The following is a 19,601-nucleotide window of genomic DNA, read 5'->3' on the forward strand; positions in this document are numbered from 1 at the left end:
TTATGTCTCCCTACTTTCAAAGTCGATGCGGGGATCAATCCAAACGTACATCAAATCAGAGATTAATCCGACAACGAGTGACATTAAGCCAAAGATATAGAGTGTGCCGAAGAACACAGGGTAATCGCGATTTACGGCGGCTTCAAACCCTAAGCGGCCCAAGCCATCTAATGAGAATACGATTTCGATAATCAGGGACGCGCCAAAGAAAACCCCGATAAAAGCGCCAGGGAAACCAGCGATAACAATCAACATAGCATTTCGAAACACGTGGCCATAAAAGACTTTGTTTTCCGCTAACCCTTTGGCACGCGCCGTAGTAACATATTGTTTGTTAATCTCATCTAGGAATGAGTTTTTGGTCAATAATGTAAGGGTTGCAAATGCACCGATTGTTGCGGCTGTGACTGGCAATACAATATGCCAAAGGTAATCTTTGAGCTGTCCAAGGAATGTGAGATTGTCGAAACCATCAGATGTTAGTCCACGTAGTGGGAATATTTTCCAATACGAACCACCTGCAAATAGAACCATTAACATAATCGCAAATAGAAAGCCCGGAACGGCATAAGCTGCAATGATGATACCCGATGACCATGTGTCGAATTTACTGCCGTCATGGACAGCTTTACGGATGCCAAGCGGGATAGATATGAGATAAGCGAGTAATGTAGACCATAAGCCGAGTGTGACCGATACGGGTAGTTTTTCAAGAACGAGGTCGATTACGGTGATTGATCTGAAATAACTTTCACCAAAGTCGAATTGCAAATACCCAAGCATCATATTGATAAAACGCTCATGGGCAGGCTTATCAAAGCCAAATTGTTTCTCTAGTTCCTTAATATATTCTTCGGGCAGACCACGGCTGCCTTGGTACTGATCTGAATTACCCGCAGGGCTGGATGTTTCAGATCCGCCGCCAGAAATACGATCTGTTGCGCCTGCTTCATTTTCAACTTGTGCAAGAATAGTTTCAATTGGACCACCTGGCACAAATTGTATGAGCGCAAAGTTGATGATCATGATCCCAAGTAATGTTGGGATCATCAGCATTAGCCGTCTTAGGATATAAGAACCCATATATGTGTTTACTCGCCGCTTCTGTTTATGTTTATGCGTGCACCTGCGGCCTTAAGTTTATCTGCTTTTTCCTGATCCCACCACCAAAAATCTGAAAACCCCAATGCATAAGGTGGAATCGTTTCTGGACGCCCGTATACATCCCAATATGCAACCCAGTGGTTTGCATTATACCAACGTGGTACCATTATATGTAATGAACGTAATCCACGATCTAATGCCTTGATTGTGATTGTCATCTCTTCGTGGTTTTTTGCTGCAAGCGCCTTGTCGATCAAAGCATCAACACCAGGATTTTTAATGCCAGTGAAATTACGAGATGGTACATCAGCACTTCCAGATCCAAACCATTGATATAGACTAACATCAGGGACAAGGGATGTCTCATGTCGTGTCGTTAGGATGTCGTAGTCATGTTTGTTCCGCCGCTCCACAAATTGCGTAACGTCGATTGTTTTAACGGCTGCTTTGATCCCGATTTTGCGAAGGTTCTCAATATATGGATTGATAAAACGTTCTGCTATGTCGCTCGCCAACATGAACTCAATAGTCAATTGCTCGCCATTCTTTACACGAATGCCATTTTCCAATTGCCAGCCAGCTTCATCCAATAGCTTGTTTGCTGTCCGTAGACGTTTGCGGTCAATCTGGCGCTTGCCGGAAACGGGTTGTATTACAGCAGGCTCTGATAAAAGTGTGTTAGGGAAATACTCTTTGTATGGTTCTAGAATTGCGATTTCTTCTGCAGAGGGTAAATCAGTAGCTTCTAATGCACTGTTCTCCCAAAAAGAATCTAATCGATTGTAATAGCCGTGAAATAATGTGTTGTTTGACCATTCAAAGTTGAACATTTCACTAACAGCTTTGCGGACACGAATGTCCTTGAATTTTTCTTTACGTAGATTGAAGTAGAATCCCGAAGAAACAGGAAGGGCACCGTCAGGTATCTCTTCGCGTTTGACCCAGCCTTTTTCAACTGCGGGAAAGTTATAGCCAGTCGCCCACTTTTGTGATTCACCTTCAACGCGAGATAATATGGTACCTGCTTTAAAGGCCTCGAATGCTGCGTTGGCATCACCATAATATTCTTCGCGTATATAATCGAAATTGTTGCGGCCTTTATTAATAGGCAAATCCTTGCCCCAATAATTTGGATCACGCTTTAGAACAATTGAGCGACCTACATCGATTTTGTCTAAAACATATGGGCCAGAGCCAAGGCCAGGAACTAAAGTTGATTCTGAAAAATCTTTTCCTTCCCAATGTTTTCTGGAAAATGCAGGCATACTAGCCGCGAGTTTTGGCAAACCTCTTGTTGCAGCACCTTCGCGAAATGTGAATTTTACGCGATGTTTTTCGAGGGCTTCTACTTTAATAATATCTGCGAAAACTTTTCGAAGGGACGGAATGCCTTTTTCAAGTAAGATATTAAATGTGAATACAATATCATCAGCGGTCACTTCACTCCCGTCTGAAAAACGGGCTTCTGGGCGCAAATTAAAGATCGCCCACTGACGGCTTTCTGGGTATTCGATTGTTTCTGCCAAAAGGCCGTAAAGAGCATCGGGGTCATCAGCAACAGAAGTCATCAAATCTTCAAAGAAAACGATCGTAATATGCCCACCTTTACCTTTAATCGTATAGGGGTGCATTGAATCAAAAGTACCTAAGGCAGGGGTTGTATATGTCCCCCCTTTAGGTGCATTAGGATTTACATAATCGAGGTGTTTGAAGTCTGGACCGTATTTCAAATCGCCATAGGTTGAAACACCGTGGGATTTTATGATTGTTTCTTCGCTAAGAGCAGGGGATTGTATGAACCAAAGTGCACTTAGGAATGTAATAATCAGTTGTACGGTCTTTTTCATGTCTTCTACCTTGCAAATTTCCCTTAATATGTAGGTAAAATAAGACATAGGTAAACAGCAATTAGCTTTTCCGTGATGATATTGAAATGTTTCCAATAAAAAAGCCGCCCAAAAGAGCGGCTTTTTATAAAATATGCGGTGTCGATTATTTGATTGTTTGTAAATATGCGATCAAGTTTGCACGATCAGCATCTTTTTTCAAACCGCCAAAACTCATTTTTGTGTCTGCGATCAGTTCTTTTGGTTTTTTGATGAATGCGTTCAGTGTCGCAATATCCCAAATTCCACCAATACCAGACATGCCACCCGAGTAGCTAAAGCCAGCGGTCTTACCGATTTCACGGTCAACAATGTTAAACAGGTGTGGGCCTGTGCCATTCGCACCGTCATCTAGTTTGTGACAAGCTTTACACTTTGAAAATACTTTTTTGCCTTTAGCGACATCAGCTGATGCAAGTAATTCTTCAAATGATGGACCATCGGCTGGATCACCTGTGGCAGTTGTGTCTGCAACTTCGATTTTGTAACCTTGTGCGTGTTCTTCACCGTGTGCACCGTGACCACCACCTGTGTGGTACAATGTTTCTGCGCCCCAGTGGATCATCAGGTAGATTAATAAGGCTCCACATAGGCCGCCGACTATTTTGGTTATGTTCATTGTATCCATGGCTTATTCACCTTCGTTGCACGAATTTTTAGAAATCGCTGATTCATTTGCAACCTTCTAAGCGTTCCTATAAATGCTTTCAAGGTAAAGAACCGCGACGAAACGCCCATTCTGGCAGGAAACAAGATGAATATATCCCCTAAAAAAGTAGCATTCCAAGGTGTCATGGGTGCTTATTCACACCAAGCGTGCACCGAAGCCTTTCCAGAAGCACAGGCAATTGCCTGTAATACTTTCGAAGGTGCTATTGCTGCGGTTAAGAATGGCAAGGCTGATGTTGCTATGTTGCCAGTGGAAAACTCTACATATGGGCGTGTTGCCGATATCCATAGTTTGCTACCAGAATCAGGTTTGCACATTGTGGGTGAACACTTTGTAAGAGTGCATATTGATTTGATGGCTAAAAAAGGTGCGGAATTAGAACAAGTCAAATCGGCTATGAGCCATACTGTTTTACTGGGGCAGTGTCGTAAGTTTCTAAAACAGCACGATATTGCGCCAGTTGCGGGACCTGATACTGCAGGTTCAGCCCAAGCTGTTGCAGAAAACGATGATCTATCTATGGGAGCTCTTGCATCACCTTTGGCGGCGGAAATCTATGGCTTAGACGTGCTTGCCCATCATATCGAAGATAATCAGCATAATACGACGCGTTTTTTGGTCATGTCGCCAGAAAAAGATCTACCCGAAAATGGTGAAGATGAATATCTGACGACTTTTGTTTTTCAGGTTCGGAATATCCCTGCTGCTTTATATAAAGCCATGGGCGGTTTTGCCACGAACGGCTTAAATATGGTTAAATTGGAGAGTTATATGATCAACGGCTCTTTTACTGCGACACAATTTTATGCTGATGTAATTGGTCACCCAGAAGATCCAGCCCTAAAACGCGCGTTAGAAGAACTTGAATATTTCACGACGCATCTGGATATTCTGGGGGTTTATAAAACAGATATCTTCCGCCAAACGGCATAGTTTAGACGTAGTATTTATCTTCGATCTTTTTGGCAAAATCATGTATACGACCATCGAATTTGCGATCAAGCGTCTTTTTTGCAAGCCGTGCAGATTGCAAGGCGACACGTGCAGATAAGCCTTTTGCCTGTATATCAATGGATGCTTTTAGGCGCGTTTCTTTTTTACTTAAAGGGATCACGGTAAAGCCAACGATTGCGTCTAAAGAATTTGACACGCAGAGATATGATAAGCTTTCCACTGGATTGTAGCTATCAAGTGTTAACTCAACATTACGGGCTTTGCCGCGTAAAACTCCGGAAATATTCCAGCACATACCAGGTTGCGGATGCTCGTAGTTGTCGATGCGTTCTACCTGTGCACCTAAACGCATTGCATAAGATTCGTAGAAATCAAAGTCTGCCAACTGAAGGAAAACGTGCTCTGCGGGTGCAATAATATCTTGTTTACTGGTGAAATTCATCTTTGGCCTGCGGTTTTATTGTTATTTTCGTTACGATATACTGTCTTTTAGCCAATTTTCTATTAAAAATTGTGCAATAGAGCCCTTTCTTGCAGGAAGAATATCATCACTGTTGCCGCAGAGACTCTCTATAAGGTCTTCCTTGGTGGCCCAAAGGGCATCTTCCAATTCATTTTCATCTAATTTGATCTCTGTTGTGGCTGCAATTCCTTCACAACCGATCATCAGGGACGATGGAAAAGGCCATGGCTGGCTGGTCATATAGCCAACGGTTCCAACTTCTATTCCACTTTCCTCAATCACTTCGCGGCGCACGGCTGCTTCTATTGTTTCACCTGGTTCCATAAAGCCTGCCAAAAGCGAATACATCTTTTCCGGCCAGTGTGGGGAGCGACCCAGCAGTACTTTATTACCATGGGTGATCAACATAATGACACATGGGTCTGTTCTGGGGAAATGGGAAGCACTACATGTGCCGCAATTCCGTTGCCAGCCAGCTTCGGTCATATCAGAGGGCGCGCCGCATTTCGCACAAAACTTATGACTTTCATGCCAACTTAAAATGCCTTTTGCAGCGGCAACTAACTCTGCACCATCACGCGATAATAATGCCATGATTGCACGTGTTTCTTGGAAGGCGCAGATATCTGGTGCGTCTGGGTGATTTTGAAGTGTTTGGTCTATGAATGACACGTCATCTGGGTCAGCATCAGGTTCCCATGATGAGATATCATAGGCAAAAACGGGGCCATTTTCGCCCAAGCCCAAGAATATGCGCGCGTCAGGGTTCTTGAGAATCGGATGGGACATCGGGAAATGCGCGACTTTGACTGTTTTTGTTTCGATCAAAGGTTTGCCGCGCCACATGACGATGGCTTGGGCTGTTGGATCTTTAGCCAATTTATCCGCTGATTTTCGTAAATGTGCGGCGCGATCAAGGGTTGAGGCCCCAAAGGTCACCGTTTCTGCGTTTCGCATCGCTAAAATCCTGCTTGGCTTGCTGTCGTATTTTTTATGTTAGAGCATCTTGAAGCTTAGAATAGAAGCCTATAAATAGGGTATCGAGAGGTTGGCGCGGGCGAGCGCCTCGCCAACCCGGTCAGGTCCGGAAGGAAGCAGCCGTAACGAGTCCCGTTTGGGTCGTTGTCCAGCCTCTCACTTTCCATAGGTATCGACGTTGTTTTGGAAATGTCCCAATTGGGACGTTGGTTTAAGTATTTGATATCATTAAATTAACATAGATTTTTATTGGTTTGAAACATTATTAGTTCGATCTAAAGTTCATGACCATCAACCAAATGATCATAGAGTGTGGTAAGAATACTTGTGCCTATTATCGACCATAAGCCATATAAAATATGAATGCAGACACCTGTTAGAATTGTGTCAAAATAAGCCCAATTCAATTCTTGTAATGTCATAAAAGGTACAATGAAAATAATGCTTAACAGCCAAAGTGAGCGCGATATTTCTGCAGTACTATTCCAGGAAACTCCTAATGGAATGGAGCTACCTATTGCTGTTGCAGGAAGAACAAGGCCCAAACGAAAAGAATAGTAAGAGAAAATTACACAGAATAGTATTATGACTGGCATATCATATGCATCGCTTCCATCATAATTCAGTGCAAAAAACAGGATTATAATCAGCGTGATCGGTAGACCTACAATAAGTGTGATTATTATACTTTTCCCAACATAACTTAATATTCTACCGCCATGCCATTTAGGAAAAAATGCATTCGGTTGTTCTTGAAGTAAAATGAACCGATGCCACCCTATCAATACCCACAAAAAGAAAAGTGCCTCAATAATAATTGGTATTAAGAATTGTATGCCCTCTATGTCTTCCATTTGAAGACTCGTTGGAATTATTCTCCCGTGTTGGAGGAAATTGTATGTAAATTGTGTAAAGGTTACAATCAACCAAGGAAGCAAAGCGATACGTAAAACTATTGGAAAATTATTAATAAGCATTCTGTAGGAGTGTATTAATATCTTTAATGTCATCAATGAATTCTTTCAAAATTATGAATTGGAAAACTATTTTTACTTCAGTTTGTCATTAAAGAATTAGTCTATTTTATGACATATTCCAACGGTTAAGGCTCCCCGTTATTTAGTGGAGTTGAATTGTGCGAATTAATTCTTTGTTGTGTTTTGAAGTGATTTAATATGCTGTCTCTGACAGCTCCTCAACTTTCCCTCTATTCTCCCAATCTTAATCTAGCATTTCCCCCAAACACTGAGTAATGTCTTTAAGATCATGGGAGCACCGACTTAATGTCCAACGAATCTGAAAACGCTTATCAAGTCCTCGCGCGGAAATACCGTCCTGCGACTTTTGAGGATTTGATTGGGCAGGATGCTATGGTGCAGACGTTGCAAAATGCGTTTGAGGCGGATCGGATTGCCCATGCGTTTGTGATGACAGGTGTGCGCGGTGTGGGGAAAACCACGACGGCGCGGATTATTGCCAAGGGTATGAATTGTGTGGGGCCTGATGGGACAGGTGGGCCGACGATTGCACCTTGTGGAGTTTGTGATAACTGCGTTTCCATTGCAGATGGGCGCCATGTTGATGTGATGGAAATGGATGCCGCCAGCCGAACGGGTGTGGGCGATATTCGTGAGATTATTGACAGTGTGCATTACCGTGCGGCCTCTGCCAGATACAAGATTTACATCATTGATGAGGTTCACATGCTATCGACCAGTGCGTTTAATGCGCTGTTGAAAACGTTGGAAGAACCGCCAGAGCATGTGAAATTTATCTTTGCAACGACTGAAATTCGCAAAATTCCCGTTACGGTGATGTCGCGGTGTCAGCGGTTTGATTTGCGCCGTATCGAGCCAGAGGTGATGATCGCGCATTTGCAAAAGATTGCTGGGCTGGAAAATGCTGCCGTGGCTGAGGATGCTTTGGCCTTGATTACCCGTGCTGCAGAGGGTTCTGTGCGCGATGCGTTATCCCTATTGGATCAAGCGATTGCGCATGGGGCAGGGGAAACCTCGGTTGATCAAGTGCGGGCTATGTTGGGTTTGGCGGATCGTGGGCGTGTTTTAGACTTGTTTGATATGATCATGCGCGGTGATGCGGCGGGGGCGTTGAATGAGCTGTCTTCGCAATATGCCGAGGGCGCTGACCCTATGGCTGTGCTGCGCGATATGGCTGAGATTACCCATTGGGTTTCTGTGATTAAGCTGTCGCCCGATGCGGCAGAGGATCCGACGGTGGCACCTGATGAGCGGGAACGTGGGAAACAAGCGGCGATTGATTTGCCGATGCGGTCGTTGACGCGTATGTGGCAGATGCTGCTGAAAGCCTTGGAAGAGGTGGGTGCGGCACCCAATGCAATGATGGCAGCGGAAATGGCGATCATCCGTTTGACGCATGTGGCAGAACTGCCAAGTCCCGAAGAATTGGTGCGTAAGCTGCAAGATATGCCACCTGTGCCACCAACGGGTGGCGGCGGCGGTGCTGGTGCGCCTATGGGTGGTGGTGTTGAGGCTGCTGGTGCTTCGGTTTCTGTGTCTGGTACGGTTGGGACTGCACCAACGGCTATGGTTGCAGGCGGTGGGCAAGTTGCAGCGCCGCAATCCAATGCGGAAGTGGCTTTGGCGCGGTACACGGAATTTAACCATGTGATTGAGCTGATCAAATCACGTCGTGATATGAAGCTTTTGGTTGAAGTGGAAACATTTCTGCGGTTGGCGAAATATTCCCCAGGACGGATAGAGTTTCAGCCGACAGAAGATGCACCGAATGATTTGGCGACGCGGTTGTCGAACCGTTTGATGGCATGGACGGGTGTGCGCTGGGGTGTCACTGTTGTGTCTGACGGTGGTAAGGCCACATTGGCAGAGGAACGTGCGGCACACCGTGATGATTTACAAGGTCAAGCGATGCAGCATGATTTGGTGAAGGCGGTTTTGTTGGCGTTTCCAGGTGCCGAAATTCGCGATGTGAAAACATTAGAAGACATAAATGCGGCAACAGATGCAGCTGTGGAATATTTAGATACGGGCGAAGACGATGATGATTGGGACCCGTTTGATGATGATTAAAAGGAGCATGACATGCTAAAAGGAATGGGCCAGCTGGGCGATATGGCAAAGCTGATGAAACAAGCGCAAGAAATGCAAGGCAAGATGAAAGACGCCCAAGATGCATTGGAACAGATCGAAGTCACAGGTGATGCGGGTGCTGGATTGGTCGAGGCAACGGTGACAGCTAAGGGCGTGTTGAAACGTTTGAATGTTGATCCATCCATTATGGTGCCAAGTGAAAAAGAAGTTGTGGAAGATTTGATCGTTGCGGCGATTAAAGACGCCCAAGACAAAGCGGCAGAGACAGCAAAAGCGGAAATGGCAAAGATTACTGAAGGTTTGAATTTGCCTGCAGGTATGGAATTGCCGTTCTAAGATCATACGGGCAGAGCAGCAGTGAACAGCAATAATTCAGACATCGACGATTTGATTGCTTTGATGGCTAAACTTCCTGGGCTTGGCCCAAGGTCGGCGCGTCGTGCTGTTCTGCATTTGATTAAGAAACGTACGATATTGCTGAACCCATTGGCGGATGCGCTGTTTTCGGTGGCGCAAACGGCGCGTGAATGTGTGTTGTGTGGGAATATCGGCACGGCTGATCGGTGCGAGATTTGCACGAATGGCAAACGGATGAACCGCCAAATTTGTGTGGTTGAAGATGTGTCGGATTTATGGGCTATGGAACGCGCCTCTGTTTTCAAGGGACGTTATCATGTTTTGGGTGGATCGCTTTCAGCCTTGGATGGGGTTGGTCCCGAAGAATTGCGTATCCCGCTTTTGATTGAGCGGGTTAAGGATGAAGAGATCACCGAAGTCATCTTGGCGTTGAACGCAACTGTCGATGGGCAAACGACGGCGCATTATATTGCGGATCAGTTGGAAGATATGGATGTTGAAATCAGCCTGTTGGCGCAAGGTGTGCCGATTGGGGGCGAGTTGGACTATCTGGACGACGGGACCATTTCGGCAGCTTTGGCTGCACGTAAATCTATTTAGCCTTTTTCAACATTGCCTCGCGCCGTGCGATATAAAGCGTTGAGCCAATGATGATTGTTGCACCAAGAACTGTCGGCCAATCAGGGATTTCGCCAAACATGAAATAAGCAGCGATGCCGATAAACACGAGGCGCGTGTATGCGGCTGGTGCCAAAATACCTGCTTCGCCGTATCTATAGGCGTATATATCAGCGACACCGCGTAGCATGCTCATCAGAGCAACAACAAACAACAATATCCATGTTGCGCTTTCTGTTGGGATGCCTGAGCCATCGAACATCAGTGGTAAAGTTGCCAGCCCTGTGATCACGACAGAGGATAAATATGTGCTGAGCGGGCCATCTGCCTGTGCAATGCCTCGGGTCATTGCCAATGCTAATGCAAAGGTAATTGAACTGCCTATGGCTGTGAGCATACCAAAGCTTAATTCACTAAAGCCTGGGCGTAAAACAACCACTGCCCCCAAAAAACCTGCGAATATAGCTGCAATGCGGCGGGGGCCAATACTTTCGCCATGTACGAAAATGGAAAGAACTGTTGCAAAGATAGGGGCGGTGAAAAACAATACAGTTGCCGTGGCCAATGGAATATGTGCGATGGTGTAGAACCCAAAATGAGTTGCTGCTGCTACCAATATGCCACGGATTAAATGCGTATATGGCTTTGAGAATGAAAGCTGTTTGCGCATCGGTGATATTAGGACCAATGCAGTGCAAACCAGTGCGGTTGCTATGATAGAGCGGTAAAACACAACTTCGATACTGCTGACATCTGCAGAGGCCAACCGTACCATAACGGTCATAACACTTGCGCCAATGACAGACACCATCATCCATAAAATACCGCGAAGGTTATCGCGTTCTTCGGTTTGCGGTGTTTGCGTTCTTATGGCCTCTATTGGCGCGCTGTGTGGACTTGGCATGTGCTATTTCTCACTTTCCATAATTGGTAGGCTTGCGATTTTTGAATGGCAACTGAGAAAGTGAAAATTGGTACAATAAAAAAATTCAAAATATGGCATTTGTAATATTTACAATCGCTGCTGAAAAAGCGAATGTGCGCCGACGTCAGGCAGGCCCGCGTGATGGAATGGTAGACATAAGAGACTTAAAATCTCTGGGCGAAAGCCGTGCCGGTTCGAGTCCGGCCGCGGGTACCACTTTTCAGGAATGGAAAGCGATTGTCTGACGTCTTATTCTTTTAAGATGTGATGATAAGTTTGGCCTTCATGTGTGGATGATACACACAGTAATATTTGCCAGACATCTCTGTTGTGATCGTGAGAGTTTGAGATTGTTTTTTGCCCAACTCATCTGTTGTCCAGCTGTCGTCATTGGCTGTGGCTGTATGGGGCGCGATATCTTTGTTTAGCCACGTGATTGTATCACCGATGCGGACATCCAATGTGTCAGGTACGAATTTGAAGCGACTAATTGTGATATCATGATGGGCTGGTGTTTTTGTTGTGGCATGTATCGCCGATGATGAACCCGTGACAGCAAGCGCTGCCACAGATGTTTGTAAGAAGTGACGTCGCTGCATCAGTTGACTTTTTTGACCATCATTTCAGCATGGCTTTCATGTGCTTTGAAAATTTCAAGGCCAGCTTCGAATAGGCTTTTGACTTCGGCATTTTCGATGTTTGGAATGAATGCCGTTTCGACCAAGTTATTTACGGCCTTATGATATGCCAGCTCGTTTTCTGCATAACGTTTGTCAAAAGCATCGCCGCGCAGTTGGCTCATTTCGGTGATCAGTTCTTCGGCACCTTTTTGCAATGACTGACTTAAGAAGTTGTCTTGTGGTTGCGCATTTAATTTACCCAATAATGCCAAGGCTTGTTCATTTACAGCCTCATGATCACGGATCATAGTTTTAGCAAATTCATGGATGTCTGGGTTCGAAGATATAGCAAGTGCAAGATGGGCATAACGAATATCGATTACATCTGCGACATAAGCCACATGGGCAATTTCTAAGTCGTTTAATTTTGAAGGATCATCTGCTTTGGCGGTTCCTGTCATAGACACGATCAGGCTGGCAGCGAGTAAAGTCATTTTAAGTTTCATTTGAGGCTCCATAAGGTTTGTTTCCGAGGCATCAATCGGTATCAATGCGAGCACTCATGCTAGGATGTGAATGAAAACCTTATAATGGTCAGTCATTCATAATTATTGCTAGATCGTACAGAGAATCCTGCATTTGACTTAAATCGTATAGATTGGGGCCGTATCAGATCATTCTGTTGTGATTGCTGGGATAGATTTTAAGTATTTAGCAATTGCCGATAAATCCTGGTCTGACAGTCGAGATGTATTGTCTATGACAGCAACCATGGATCCGCCTACGCTATCGAAGTCAGGCGTGAACCCAGTTTTTAGATAATTCACGATTTCACCTTCTGACCATGATCCTATACCTGTGTCATGCGGGGTGATGTTTGGTATTTTCCCGTCACCATCAGGATTAGGGCCACCTGCCAGCCAGTAATCTGTTTGTAGGCCGCCAATCATATTGCGCGGTGTATGGCATTCTGAGCAATGCCCAGCACCCTCAACCAGATATTGCCCGCGTTGGATTTGTGGATCATTTGATGCTGCGATTACGGGCGTGTCATTCAGGTATAATTGTTTCCACAACCCAAGCCCGCGGCGGATATTGAATGGGAAAGAGGTTTGATGTGGTTGATTTGGTTCTTCGGATTTTGGCAGTGTTTGCATGTAGGCATAGAGATCGACAGCGTCAGTTGTCGTCATGCGGGCATAGGATGTAAATGGAAAGGCAGGGTAATAATGCTGCCCTTTTGGTGAGACGCCTTTTTTCAATGCATTGATGAACTCATAAACGGTCCAATCGCCGATACCGTGAATGTTGGATGGGCTGATGTTGGGGGCTATGAATGTGCCAAAATCAGTTCTGAAGTGCTGCCCTCCTGATAAAACATTTTTTGTTTCACCCTTTGCATCAGGTGCTGCGTGGCATGATGCGCAACCGCTTTGATAATACACATGTTCGCCATTTGCGATATCGCCTGATTGCGTGGGGATGCTAGTTGCGGGCAGATAAGAGGGGGCAGATATAAACCAGCCCATACCGCCTGCGACGATGCCTAGTAGAACCACACCTTTTAATGCTTTACGCATACGATCAACCTATCCATGTTTCAGGAATAGCGTGGCGGAAATTTAATGTAAAATCAAGTGGGTAGGGTTAACCCAAGCGTACGACACGGCGTTTTTGTGGAACCAGTGAAAACCGCAAGTCTGTGTTTTCTAAAGCTTCCATAACGGCCTCTGGACGTTGGACTAATGAGCGCAACAACTTTGTTGATCTGTCTTTTGCAAAGGCTGTGTCTTTTACAGGGACCATGTGTTTCGCTTCCAATTTGAACGGTTTCATAATTTACTCCATTTACTAGTTACTGTTTCCAATTTGGCAACAAAACATGTGCTGGAAAGGTCCGAAATGTGGCAATTTTGGGGTAATTTAACGAAATATTAAGGCGCGTATTTGGTGCATGAAATACAATGTGTCATGTAAAGGTATTCAATATCAGTATGTTATGGATTATTTGTTGGCTCTAGACCGTTTGTAATGTAATGCGTTTTCAAAGCCATGGTTTATGTAGCCACCGCCAGATTTCACTTCGAACGGGGACTTTGAGACGCGTACGTGCACTTCGTATTGGTCATCATCTGAAGCGTCCAAATAAGTGTCCGAATGAGCTGCGTTTACGAAAGAAACATCTTTGATATCAATGATTTGATAGGATGGTTTTTGATTAGGTATAGAAATGATAGCAGTTAACGCAAGCGTGGCTGCGCCTGCAATTACGATACCGAGTGTTTTGTTTAAAGCGTGCATGGTGGGAGATCCATATAGCTGTGTTTCAAGTTACCTCTAATATGCGCCTATCACCATTCAGGGGCAATATCAGTACCGCGCAACTTTGTTCACATCGGCGTGCGCAAACTGTGAAAAACTGTGTATGATCCATGTGCACCACGCGTGCACAGGGCGTATGACAATTGTCATAAAAAAGGCGGGTTCGATATGACCCGCCTGATTGGTATTAGTGTCTAAATCTGCGTTTAAACGTGTTGTGTCTGAAATGACCACGACTATGTTTGAATGATCGGTGGCTGCGTTTATAGGCATGTCTGTTGTGGCGCTTTTTCTTGAATACGAAATGCGTAACACCGTGATGGCGTTTTGCGTGATAATTCGTGCCACCTTGGGCTGCAAAAATGATCTTTTGCCCCGTGTGGGTTTTCAAGATGCCAGCCGAGGCTGGTGCGGTGATCGCCATGGCCACTGCGACAGCGGCCATTTGGACTTTATGTCTGTACTTCATCGATACTCTCCTTACTGGGTTACGGATTGAGTATAGGATGAAGCCAATCAGGCAGATTTCAACAAACAGATAGTCAAATGCATGTGTGTGCGACGTGACTTATGCCACGGACAGACAGGCACATGTGGCCAAGTGGCTAACGCGTTGGCTGGTGCTGCCCAGAACCAAACTGCCAACGGCACCCAAGCCGCGACGACCTGTTATGATCAGATCGGCACCGCAATCTTCGGCGCAATGCAGGATTTGATCGGCGGTGTTTCCGTGGGTCAAATGCGTTTCAACCTTTTTGCAGCCAGCACTGCCTGCGATCTCTTCGCCGTTTTTTAACACGGCTTTTCCCGCTTCATCCATTTCCTCTTGGCGGGGTGAGGCGGCGACGGTTGCATAGCCTGTTGTGGCGCCTACAACGACAACTGTTTCGGGTTCGGGGGTGTGCACCAGATGGATTTCCGATTTGTATTTCTTGCCCAAATCACAGGCCACGCGCAGGGCGTTTTCGGATGGGTCAGAGCCGTCTAGGCCAACGACGATTTTTTTAAACATATTGGGTCTCCTATTGATTGCTATGACTATAGGATAGGAGATTGCGCAGATCATTGCTTTGATCTGGGTCAATAGGATTATCGCTGGAAATCGGCGTATGATCGGCGTGCACCACACGTGCACAGGGCGTATGACTTTTGTCAGATCACCGAAACACCAAACGCAACCTGTTTCTGATCCGCACTTCGCCCATATTGGGCTGGTTTAGGAAAGCTTGGACCATGGGCATCAATGGATCGTCAGGATCAAGATGGCCTTCGTCGAAGAGCATTTGCATCACCAAGTGCCGTGTGCGTTTCGTAATATAGACGGTGTGCATAGCACTGCTGGTTGGAAATATCATCATGGCGTAATTGCCGCTCCCTTAAATCAAATCATCAAATGAAAACGGCCGTCGGATGATCCGACAGCCGGGGAGTTCGTTAGCCGCTCAAACACGACTGCTATGACCTTTAGGCCGAAACCCTGGACATACGTCATAACCTCCCCGACCATTAAATCGAGAAGGTATCATTTCAGCTGACACCAGCTGGTTTGAGAGGGGTAACGACACCCCGAGGCCAACAATGCGCTGACCCTATGTGAGAGGATAAGCGAGGTTGGGGGCTAGGGGAAGGGGGAAGTTGTTAATAGGGAATATGAAAGATATCACAGTCTGATGCTGGCAAATTACCAGTCTGAAATAATGGGGATTCATATGTCCCTTTAGCAAAAGTTAAATTGCAGAAGCTATAAGAGAATTTATCTCTGAATGTCCTTTCCATGCTGTGCGCATTGTGGCTTTTTCTGCGGAAATAAAATACTGAGCTGAATATAGGATTGCTGCGCGTACATATGGGTCTTCATTGTCATATTTTGCTCGTATAGCCCTCCTATCGCGCGCTGTACCAAACTTTGCTATAAATATTGCTGCTATCGCACGAGTCGCCGATCCCACCATTGGGCTATTAAACCATGTTGTTACATGGCGAACTGTCCTTGCATCAACACTTTCACAAGGCAAAACACCTGCCATATAGTACATTTTTTGATAATCTAAATGAAAACCATTCTTTCTAATAAGTTCTTCAATTCGATTTTGTACATCTAGATTTATTTTAGCAAAATGATTCAAATATGAAAAATACAGGCGAGTTAGATGTGGTCTAGAAATTAAACCATTAAAAGCACGTTCAACGCCATAATCATCTCCTGAAGCTCGTAAATATGGCAAGCAAAAACGGTCGATTTTTTCAGCTTGATCTTCACTCTCATAAACAAAATCTATTAGGCTTCTTACAGCGAGGAGTTCTATTTCATCGTCTTCATCTAAAGCGGCTTCGACATCATCAGAATTAATCCAATCTCCTTGAAAACCGTATCCACCCTCTTCTACGAAATCTTTAATCGAATCTAGCTCATCTCGAGCCGCGTCAAACAATAAATCGACTTCTTTTTGTTCGAAAAGAAGATCTGATGCTTGAGTGATTTTTGTTTTATCGGGATTTAAGCTCAAACCTACTTTTCTTAAATCTTCAACCATTGAGTTGAGGTATGTCTTCGCTTGAAGTTCATCAGGAAAACCGACGTAAATGTCATCCACATATCTTGCCGATGCTAAGTTAGCTAAGCTAAAATTTGCGTCAAAATCAGTTAAGTAAAAGTTTCCAAGCACATCTGATGGGTAGACGCCCTGTATTATCCCTTGAGAACTTTTTTGTCTAAAAATAGATAAAACTTTTTCAAGCAGCCTGACGGCTTCAGTTCTACTTCCACAGCCTTCGAGAGCATTTATTAAATTATGCTGCGGCAAGGTTTCAAAGAAGTTCGCAACATCGCATTGCAATACAAAAGCGTTGTTACCACATATGCTTTCGATTTGTTCTTGGAACTGCCCCCAGCATTCGTGTGATGGTTTGAATAACTCTCCATCTTTATCTGAAGGTATGTGGCTAAAAGCAATATTTCTATCAAATTGAGATTCTATTTGAGGCAACATGTCTTCTACTAGGCCTTGATATAACAACCTATCTTGAGGCAATAATATACTTCCTGGACGAGTTAGAATCCCCTTTTTGGGGACACTTATAGTCATTGGGAGTTGTGGTTCATATGAACCCGATGTTAAAGCTGAACATAGTTGCTGTATTAATTCACCGCCTTTTTCTCGGTATATGACGTCTAGGTGAGGTGAAAGGATGAAATCTGTACGGCTATCTACTGCAATATTTTTAATTGCTGATGACCATTCAATTTCTTTTACAACAGTTTTGTCCAAGCCAGGCATAAGTACTTCCAAATATAAATAAAATATATTTGGAAGCTAATCGTCTATCTTTGTTATTGCAATATTTAGCTTATAGAAACGCTGGTTTAGACTAGTGTGTCCATGAACTTACCGAGTAAACTTCTTATATTTCACCCGTGTTGGCTCCAATGCGTCTGGCCCCAGTCTACGTTTCTTGTCTTCTTCGTAGTCTTCAAAGTTGCCTTCGAACCATTCGACGTGGCTGTTGCCCTCGAACGCCAGCATGTGGGTACATATGCGGTCTAGGAAAAAGCGGTCGTGGGAAATGACCACGGCGCAGCCTGCGAAGTCGCTGATGGCGGCCTCTAATGCGCTGAGTGTTTCGACGTCCAGATCGTTTGTTGGCTCGTCGAGCAGCAATACGTTTCCGCCGTCTTTCAGCAATTTCGCCATGTGGACACGGTTGCGTTCACCGCCTGACAACAGGCCAAGTGGTTTTTGTTGATCGCCGCCTTTGAAGTTGAACGACGAGCAATAGGCGCGGCTGTTCATTTCGGCGTCGCCTAACATGATGATGTCTTGGCCACCGCTGATTTCATCCCATACGGTTTTTTTGTCGTCCAGCGCATCGCGGGATTGGTCGACGTAGGAGAGTTTGACTGTATCGCCCAGCTCGATTGTGCCGCTGTCAGGGGTTTCTTGGCCTGTGAGCATGCGGAAGAGGGTGGATTTACCCGCGCCGTTGGGGCCGATGACGCCGACGATACCGCCCGGTGGGAGGGAGAAGGACAGGTTGTCGATCAAAAGGTTATCGCCGTAAGCTTTGGAAATGCCGTTCACATCGATCGCTTTGTTGCCCAGACGAGGGCCGTTCGGGATGATGATCTGGGCTTTGCCGATTTTATCGAGTTCGGATTGGCCTGCCAGTTCGTTATAGGCGTTGATACGCGCCTTTTGTTTGGCTTGGCGGGCTTTTTGACCACGGCGCATCCATTCCAATTCGCGTGCGAGTGTTTTGGATTTGGATTTGTCTTCGCGGGCTTCTTGTTCCATGCGTTTGGCTTTTTGTTCCAGCCATGCAGAGTAGTTGCCTTCGTATGGGATGCCGCGACCGCGGTCGAGTTCAAGAATCCATGATGTGATGCTATCAAGGAAGTAGCGGTCGTGGGTGACGATCAGGCAGGTGCCTTTGTAATCGATCAGGTGGTTTTGCAGCCATGCGATTGTTTCAGCGTCAAGGTGGTTGGTCGGCTCGTCGAGGAGCAGCATGTCTGGTTTTTCTAAGAGCAGTTTACACAGGGCAACGCGGCGGCGTTCACCGCCTGAAAGGGTTGCTGTGTCTGCGTCATCTGCGGGGCAACGTAGGGCTTCCATCGCGATGTCGATGGATGCGTCTAGGTTCCACAGGTCGTCTGCATCGATTTCATCTTGAAGTTTGGCCATTTCATCGGCGGTTTCTTCGGAGTAGTTCATCGCCAATTCGTTGTATTTGTCGAGGATGGCTTTTTTCTCGGCCACGGCCAGCATGACGTTATCGCGTACGTTTAAGCTGTCGTCCAATTCAGGTTCTTGGGACAGGTAGCCGATTGTAGCCCCTTTGGCGGCCCATGCTTCACCGCTGAAGTCTTTGTCTTGGCCTGACATGATGCGCATGAGGGTGGATTTACCTGTGCCGTTCACACCGACAACGCCGATTTTTACGCCTGGGAGGAAGGACAGATGGATGTTCTCAAAGCATTTCTTGCCACCTGGGTAAGTTTTGGAAACGCCTTCCATGTGGTATACGTATTGATAAGATGCCATTTTGAGAGCCCTTTTGTGCGAATTTTCTATGGGTTGTTGTATTTTTTAATGGTGTGATGTGCAAACGGGAAATCGCATTGTATTGCGGAAAAATCTGGTGTTTTAAGGGGGAAATCCGAAATATCTGGATAAAGGTGATTTGATATGAAGATAAGCTCTTTGATTTTGGTTGTTGTGTTGGCTGGCTGTGCATCATCGGCTGGTGTGACGCAGACGAGTACGTTGGATGCGTTTCCATCCAATGAAGAATTCTTTTTGGACGAATGATAAACTTTTCATAACGGGTATTTGAAGTTTTGCTATGGCTTGTTGATTCATCATTTTTGGAAAGCTCTATTAGGGTCTGGGGGCAGATATTTAATAGGAGACTGGAAATGATTGATTACGCAATGAGCATGGCAAACGGCAAAGTAGGCACGGTTGCAAAATGTTTGGTGGTTCTGGGTTTGGTTGCTGCTTGTGGTGACGTGGGCGGCGGTGATTTCATCAACGCAGGTAGCTAATCACGAAGGGGGCTTTTAGCCCCCGTTTTTTTATTATAATAACCGATATAACCTACAGACCTAGCCCAAT

General features: G+C 45.4%; 23 protein-coding genes, 1 tRNA gene and 1 other RNA gene. 8 read left to right on the forward strand and 17 right to left on the reverse strand.

The window, feature by feature from the left end; translation table 11 throughout:
* The 3 genes from F9L33_RS12385 to F9L33_RS12395 all read right to left on the reverse strand — a co-directional run bounded on the left by F9L33_RS12385 (window position 1) and on the right by F9L33_RS12395 (window position 3,618).
* The gene (locus tag F9L33_RS12385; RefSeq protein WP_152143113.1) at window positions 1-1,083 is read right to left on the reverse strand and encodes a microcin C ABC transporter permease YejB; all 1,083 of its coding nucleotides are present in this window, start codon (window positions 1,081-1,083) and stop codon (window positions 1-3) included.
* A gap of 8 nt (window positions 1,084-1,091) precedes the next feature.
* Window positions 1,092-2,951, reverse strand: coding sequence for an extracellular solute-binding protein (locus tag F9L33_RS12390; protein WP_193222038.1), 1,860 nt, complete (start codon window positions 2,949-2,951; stop codon window positions 1,092-1,094).
* Between the two features lie 145 nt (window positions 2,952-3,096).
* Entirely contained in the window at window positions 3,097-3,618 is a 522-nt protein-coding gene (locus F9L33_RS12395) for a cytochrome c family protein (RefSeq protein ID WP_152143115.1), read from the reverse strand.
* 126 nt (window positions 3,619-3,744) lie between these two features.
* Here F9L33_RS12395 and F9L33_RS12400 point away from each other — a divergent pair, with 126 nt between their 5' ends.
* On the forward strand, window positions 3,745-4,593 hold the full coding sequence (locus F9L33_RS12400) for a prephenate dehydratase (RefSeq protein ID WP_152143116.1): 849 nt from the start codon (window positions 3,745-3,747) through the stop codon (window positions 4,591-4,593).
* Between the two features lies 1 nt (window position 4,594).
* Here F9L33_RS12400 and F9L33_RS12405 read toward each other — a convergent pair whose 3' ends face one another.
* Complete coding sequence (locus F9L33_RS12405) at window positions 4,595-5,056, reverse strand: SRPBCC family protein (protein WP_152143117.1); 462 nt, start codon at window positions 5,054-5,056, stop codon at window positions 4,595-4,597.
* A 30-nt stretch (window positions 5,057-5,086) separates the two neighbouring features.
* Complete coding sequence (gene nudC, locus F9L33_RS12410) at window positions 5,087-6,034, reverse strand: NAD(+) diphosphatase (RefSeq protein ID WP_152143118.1); 948 nt, start codon at window positions 6,032-6,034, stop codon at window positions 5,087-5,089.
* Between the two features lie 84 nt (window positions 6,035-6,118).
* On the opposite strand from nudC, the gene ffs reads away from it, so the two are divergent.
* An RNA gene (ffs, locus tag F9L33_RS12415) (signal recognition particle sRNA small type) lies at window positions 6,119-6,217 on the forward strand.
* 113 nt (window positions 6,218-6,330) lie between these two features.
* Here the strand turns inward: ffs and F9L33_RS12420 are convergent.
* On the reverse strand, window positions 6,331-6,909 hold the full coding sequence (locus tag F9L33_RS12420) for a hypothetical protein (RefSeq protein WP_152143119.1): 579 nt from the start codon (window positions 6,907-6,909) through the stop codon (window positions 6,331-6,333).
* A gap of 429 nt (window positions 6,910-7,338) precedes the next feature.
* Between F9L33_RS12420 and F9L33_RS12425 the strand changes: the two genes are divergently transcribed.
* From F9L33_RS12425 to recR, 3 genes are read left to right on the forward strand one after another with little or no spacing between them, the layout of a single operon-like run.
* Window positions 7,339-9,123 (forward strand): DNA polymerase III subunit gamma/tau, encoded by a 1,785-nt coding sequence (locus F9L33_RS12425; protein ID WP_152143120.1) that lies wholly within the window; start codon window positions 7,339-7,341, stop codon window positions 9,121-9,123.
* A gap of 12 nt (window positions 9,124-9,135) precedes the next feature.
* Complete coding sequence (locus F9L33_RS12430) at window positions 9,136-9,480, forward strand: YbaB/EbfC family nucleoid-associated protein (RefSeq protein WP_152143121.1); 345 nt, start codon at window positions 9,136-9,138, stop codon at window positions 9,478-9,480.
* Between the two features lie 21 nt (window positions 9,481-9,501).
* Window positions 9,502-10,101 carry a recombination mediator RecR gene (gene recR, locus F9L33_RS12435; protein ID WP_226804118.1) on the forward strand — a complete coding sequence of 200 codons (600 nt, stop codon included), beginning with the start codon at window positions 9,502-9,504 and terminating at the stop codon, window positions 10,099-10,101.
* Here recR and F9L33_RS12440 read toward each other — a convergent pair.
* Complete coding sequence (locus F9L33_RS12440) at window positions 10,094-11,023, reverse strand: DMT family transporter (protein WP_152143122.1); 930 nt, start codon at window positions 11,021-11,023, stop codon at window positions 10,094-10,096. The genes recR and F9L33_RS12440 overlap by 8 nt on opposite strands.
* A 153-nt stretch (window positions 11,024-11,176) precedes the next feature.
* Between F9L33_RS12440 and F9L33_RS12445 the strand changes: the two genes are divergently transcribed.
* A tRNA-Leu gene (locus tag F9L33_RS12445) sits at window positions 11,177-11,260 on the forward strand.
* A gap of 41 nt (window positions 11,261-11,301) precedes the next feature.
* Here F9L33_RS12445 and F9L33_RS12450 read toward each other — a convergent pair.
* From F9L33_RS12450 to ettA, 10 genes are all read right to left on the reverse strand, one after another.
* Window positions 11,302-11,643 carry a cupredoxin domain-containing protein gene (locus F9L33_RS12450; protein ID WP_152143123.1) on the reverse strand — a complete coding sequence of 114 codons (342 nt, stop codon included), beginning with the start codon at window positions 11,641-11,643 and terminating at the stop codon, window positions 11,302-11,304.
* Window positions 11,643-12,170 carry a DUF4142 domain-containing protein gene (locus F9L33_RS12455; protein WP_152143124.1) on the reverse strand — a complete coding sequence of 176 codons (528 nt, stop codon included), beginning with the start codon at window positions 12,168-12,170 and terminating at the stop codon, window positions 11,643-11,645. The genes F9L33_RS12450 and F9L33_RS12455 overlap by 1 nt, the downstream gene beginning before the upstream one ends.
* Before the next feature lie 168 nt (window positions 12,171-12,338).
* Complete coding sequence (locus tag F9L33_RS12460; RefSeq protein ID WP_152143125.1) at window positions 12,339-13,244, reverse strand: cytochrome c; 906 nt, start codon at window positions 13,242-13,244, stop codon at window positions 12,339-12,341.
* A 67-nt stretch (window positions 13,245-13,311) separates the two neighbouring features.
* Complete coding sequence (locus tag F9L33_RS12465) at window positions 13,312-13,500, reverse strand: hypothetical protein (protein WP_152143126.1); 189 nt, start codon at window positions 13,498-13,500, stop codon at window positions 13,312-13,314.
* Between the two features lie 168 nt (window positions 13,501-13,668).
* A complete protein-coding gene (locus tag F9L33_RS12470; RefSeq protein WP_152143127.1) occupies window positions 13,669-13,965 on the reverse strand; it encodes a hypothetical protein in 297 nt (98 codons plus the stop codon).
* Between the two features lie 208 nt (window positions 13,966-14,173).
* Window positions 14,174-14,455 (reverse strand): hypothetical protein, encoded by a 282-nt coding sequence (locus F9L33_RS12475; RefSeq protein WP_152143128.1) that lies wholly within the window; start codon window positions 14,453-14,455, stop codon window positions 14,174-14,176.
* A 99-nt stretch (window positions 14,456-14,554) separates the two neighbouring features.
* Entirely contained in the window at window positions 14,555-14,998 is a 444-nt protein-coding gene (locus F9L33_RS12480) for a universal stress protein (protein WP_152143129.1), read from the reverse strand.
* Window positions 14,999-15,143: 145 nt separating this feature from the next.
* Window positions 15,144-15,344 carry a hypothetical protein gene (locus F9L33_RS12485; protein WP_152143130.1) on the reverse strand — a complete coding sequence of 67 codons (201 nt, stop codon included), beginning with the start codon at window positions 15,342-15,344 and terminating at the stop codon, window positions 15,144-15,146.
* 369 nt (window positions 15,345-15,713) lie between these two features.
* Complete coding sequence (locus F9L33_RS12490) at window positions 15,714-17,264, reverse strand: RNA-directed DNA polymerase (protein ID WP_152143131.1); 1,551 nt, start codon at window positions 17,262-17,264, stop codon at window positions 15,714-15,716.
* A 108-nt stretch (window positions 17,265-17,372) separates the two neighbouring features.
* A complete protein-coding gene (ettA, locus tag F9L33_RS12495; RefSeq protein WP_152143132.1) occupies window positions 17,373-19,028 on the reverse strand; it encodes an energy-dependent translational throttle protein EttA in 1,656 nt (551 codons plus the stop codon).
* A 144-nt stretch (window positions 19,029-19,172) separates the two neighbouring features.
* On the opposite strand from ettA, the gene F9L33_RS16005 reads away from it, so the two are divergent.
* Both F9L33_RS16005 and F9L33_RS16010 read left to right on the forward strand, forming a co-directional pair.
* Window positions 19,173-19,295 (forward strand): hypothetical protein, encoded by a 123-nt coding sequence (locus tag F9L33_RS16005; RefSeq protein WP_255478425.1) that lies wholly within the window; start codon window positions 19,173-19,175, stop codon window positions 19,293-19,295.
* A gap of 107 nt (window positions 19,296-19,402) precedes the next feature.
* A complete protein-coding gene (locus F9L33_RS16010) occupies window positions 19,403-19,531 on the forward strand; it encodes a hypothetical protein (RefSeq protein WP_255478426.1) in 129 nt (42 codons plus the stop codon).
* Window positions 19,532-19,601: the final 70 nt, after the last annotated feature.

The sequence above is a fragment of the Amylibacter sp. SFDW26 genome, assembly GCF_009184395.1.
GTDB lineage: Bacteria > Pseudomonadota > Alphaproteobacteria > Rhodobacterales > Rhodobacteraceae > Amylibacter.

Excerpts from the sequence above, each read along its gene's own strand:
- F9L33_RS12390 (WP_193222038.1), bottom strand. The coding sequence starts at position 2,951 with ATGAAAAAGACCGTACAACTGATTATTACATTCCTAAGTGCACTTTGG.
- F9L33_RS12400 (WP_152143116.1), top strand. The coding sequence starts at position 3,745 with ATGAATATATCCCCTAAAAAAGTAGCATTCCAAGGTGTCATGGGTGCT.
- ettA (WP_152143132.1), bottom strand. The coding sequence starts at position 19,028 with ATGGCATCTTATCAATACGTATACCACATGGAAGGCGTTTCCAAAACT.
- F9L33_RS12485 (WP_152143130.1), bottom strand. The coding sequence starts at position 15,344 with ATGATGATATTTCCAACCAGCAGTGCTATGCACACCGTCTATATTACG.
- F9L33_RS12405 (WP_152143117.1), bottom strand. The coding sequence starts at position 5,056 with ATGAATTTCACCAGTAAACAAGATATTATTGCACCCGCAGAGCACGTT.
- F9L33_RS12425 (WP_152143120.1), top strand. The coding sequence starts at position 7,339 with ATGTCCAACGAATCTGAAAACGCTTATCAAGTCCTCGCGCGGAAATAC.
- F9L33_RS12460 (WP_152143125.1), bottom strand. The coding sequence starts at position 13,244 with ATGCGTAAAGCATTAAAAGGTGTGGTTCTACTAGGCATCGTCGCAGGC.
- F9L33_RS12385 (WP_152143113.1), bottom strand. The coding sequence starts at position 1,083 with ATGGGTTCTTATATCCTAAGACGGCTAATGCTGATGATCCCAACATTA.
- F9L33_RS12480 (WP_152143129.1), bottom strand. The coding sequence starts at position 14,998 with ATGTTTAAAAAAATCGTCGTTGGCCTAGACGGCTCTGACCCATCCGAA.
- F9L33_RS12440 (WP_152143122.1), bottom strand. The coding sequence starts at position 11,023 with ATGCCAAGTCCACACAGCGCGCCAATAGAGGCCATAAGAACGCAAACA.
- F9L33_RS12450 (WP_152143123.1), bottom strand. The coding sequence starts at position 11,643 with ATGCAGCGACGTCACTTCTTACAAACATCTGTGGCAGCGCTTGCTGTC.
- F9L33_RS12470 (WP_152143127.1), bottom strand. The coding sequence starts at position 13,965 with ATGCACGCTTTAAACAAAACACTCGGTATCGTAATTGCAGGCGCAGCC.
- F9L33_RS12395 (WP_152143115.1), bottom strand. The coding sequence starts at position 3,618 with ATGGATACAATGAACATAACCAAAATAGTCGGCGGCCTATGTGGAGCC.
- F9L33_RS12475 (WP_152143128.1), bottom strand. The coding sequence starts at position 14,455 with ATGAAGTACAGACATAAAGTCCAAATGGCCGCTGTCGCAGTGGCCATG.
- F9L33_RS12420 (WP_152143119.1), bottom strand. The coding sequence starts at position 6,909 with ATGGAAGACATAGAGGGCATACAATTCTTAATACCAATTATTATTGAG.
- F9L33_RS16010 (WP_255478426.1), top strand. The coding sequence starts at position 19,403 with ATGATTGATTACGCAATGAGCATGGCAAACGGCAAAGTAGGCACGGTT.
- F9L33_RS12455 (WP_152143124.1), bottom strand. The coding sequence starts at position 12,170 with ATGAAACTTAAAATGACTTTACTCGCTGCCAGCCTGATCGTGTCTATG.
- F9L33_RS12490 (WP_152143131.1), bottom strand. The coding sequence starts at position 17,264 with ATGCCTGGCTTGGACAAAACTGTTGTAAAAGAAATTGAATGGTCATCA.
- F9L33_RS12465 (WP_152143126.1), bottom strand. The coding sequence starts at position 13,500 with ATGAAACCGTTCAAATTGGAAGCGAAACACATGGTCCCTGTAAAAGAC.
- F9L33_RS16005 (WP_255478425.1), top strand. The coding sequence starts at position 19,173 with ATGAAGATAAGCTCTTTGATTTTGGTTGTTGTGTTGGCTGGCTGTGCA.
- F9L33_RS12430 (WP_152143121.1), top strand. The coding sequence starts at position 9,136 with ATGCTAAAAGGAATGGGCCAGCTGGGCGATATGGCAAAGCTGATGAAA.
- nudC (WP_152143118.1), bottom strand. The coding sequence starts at position 6,034 with ATGCGAAACGCAGAAACGGTGACCTTTGGGGCCTCAACCCTTGATCGC.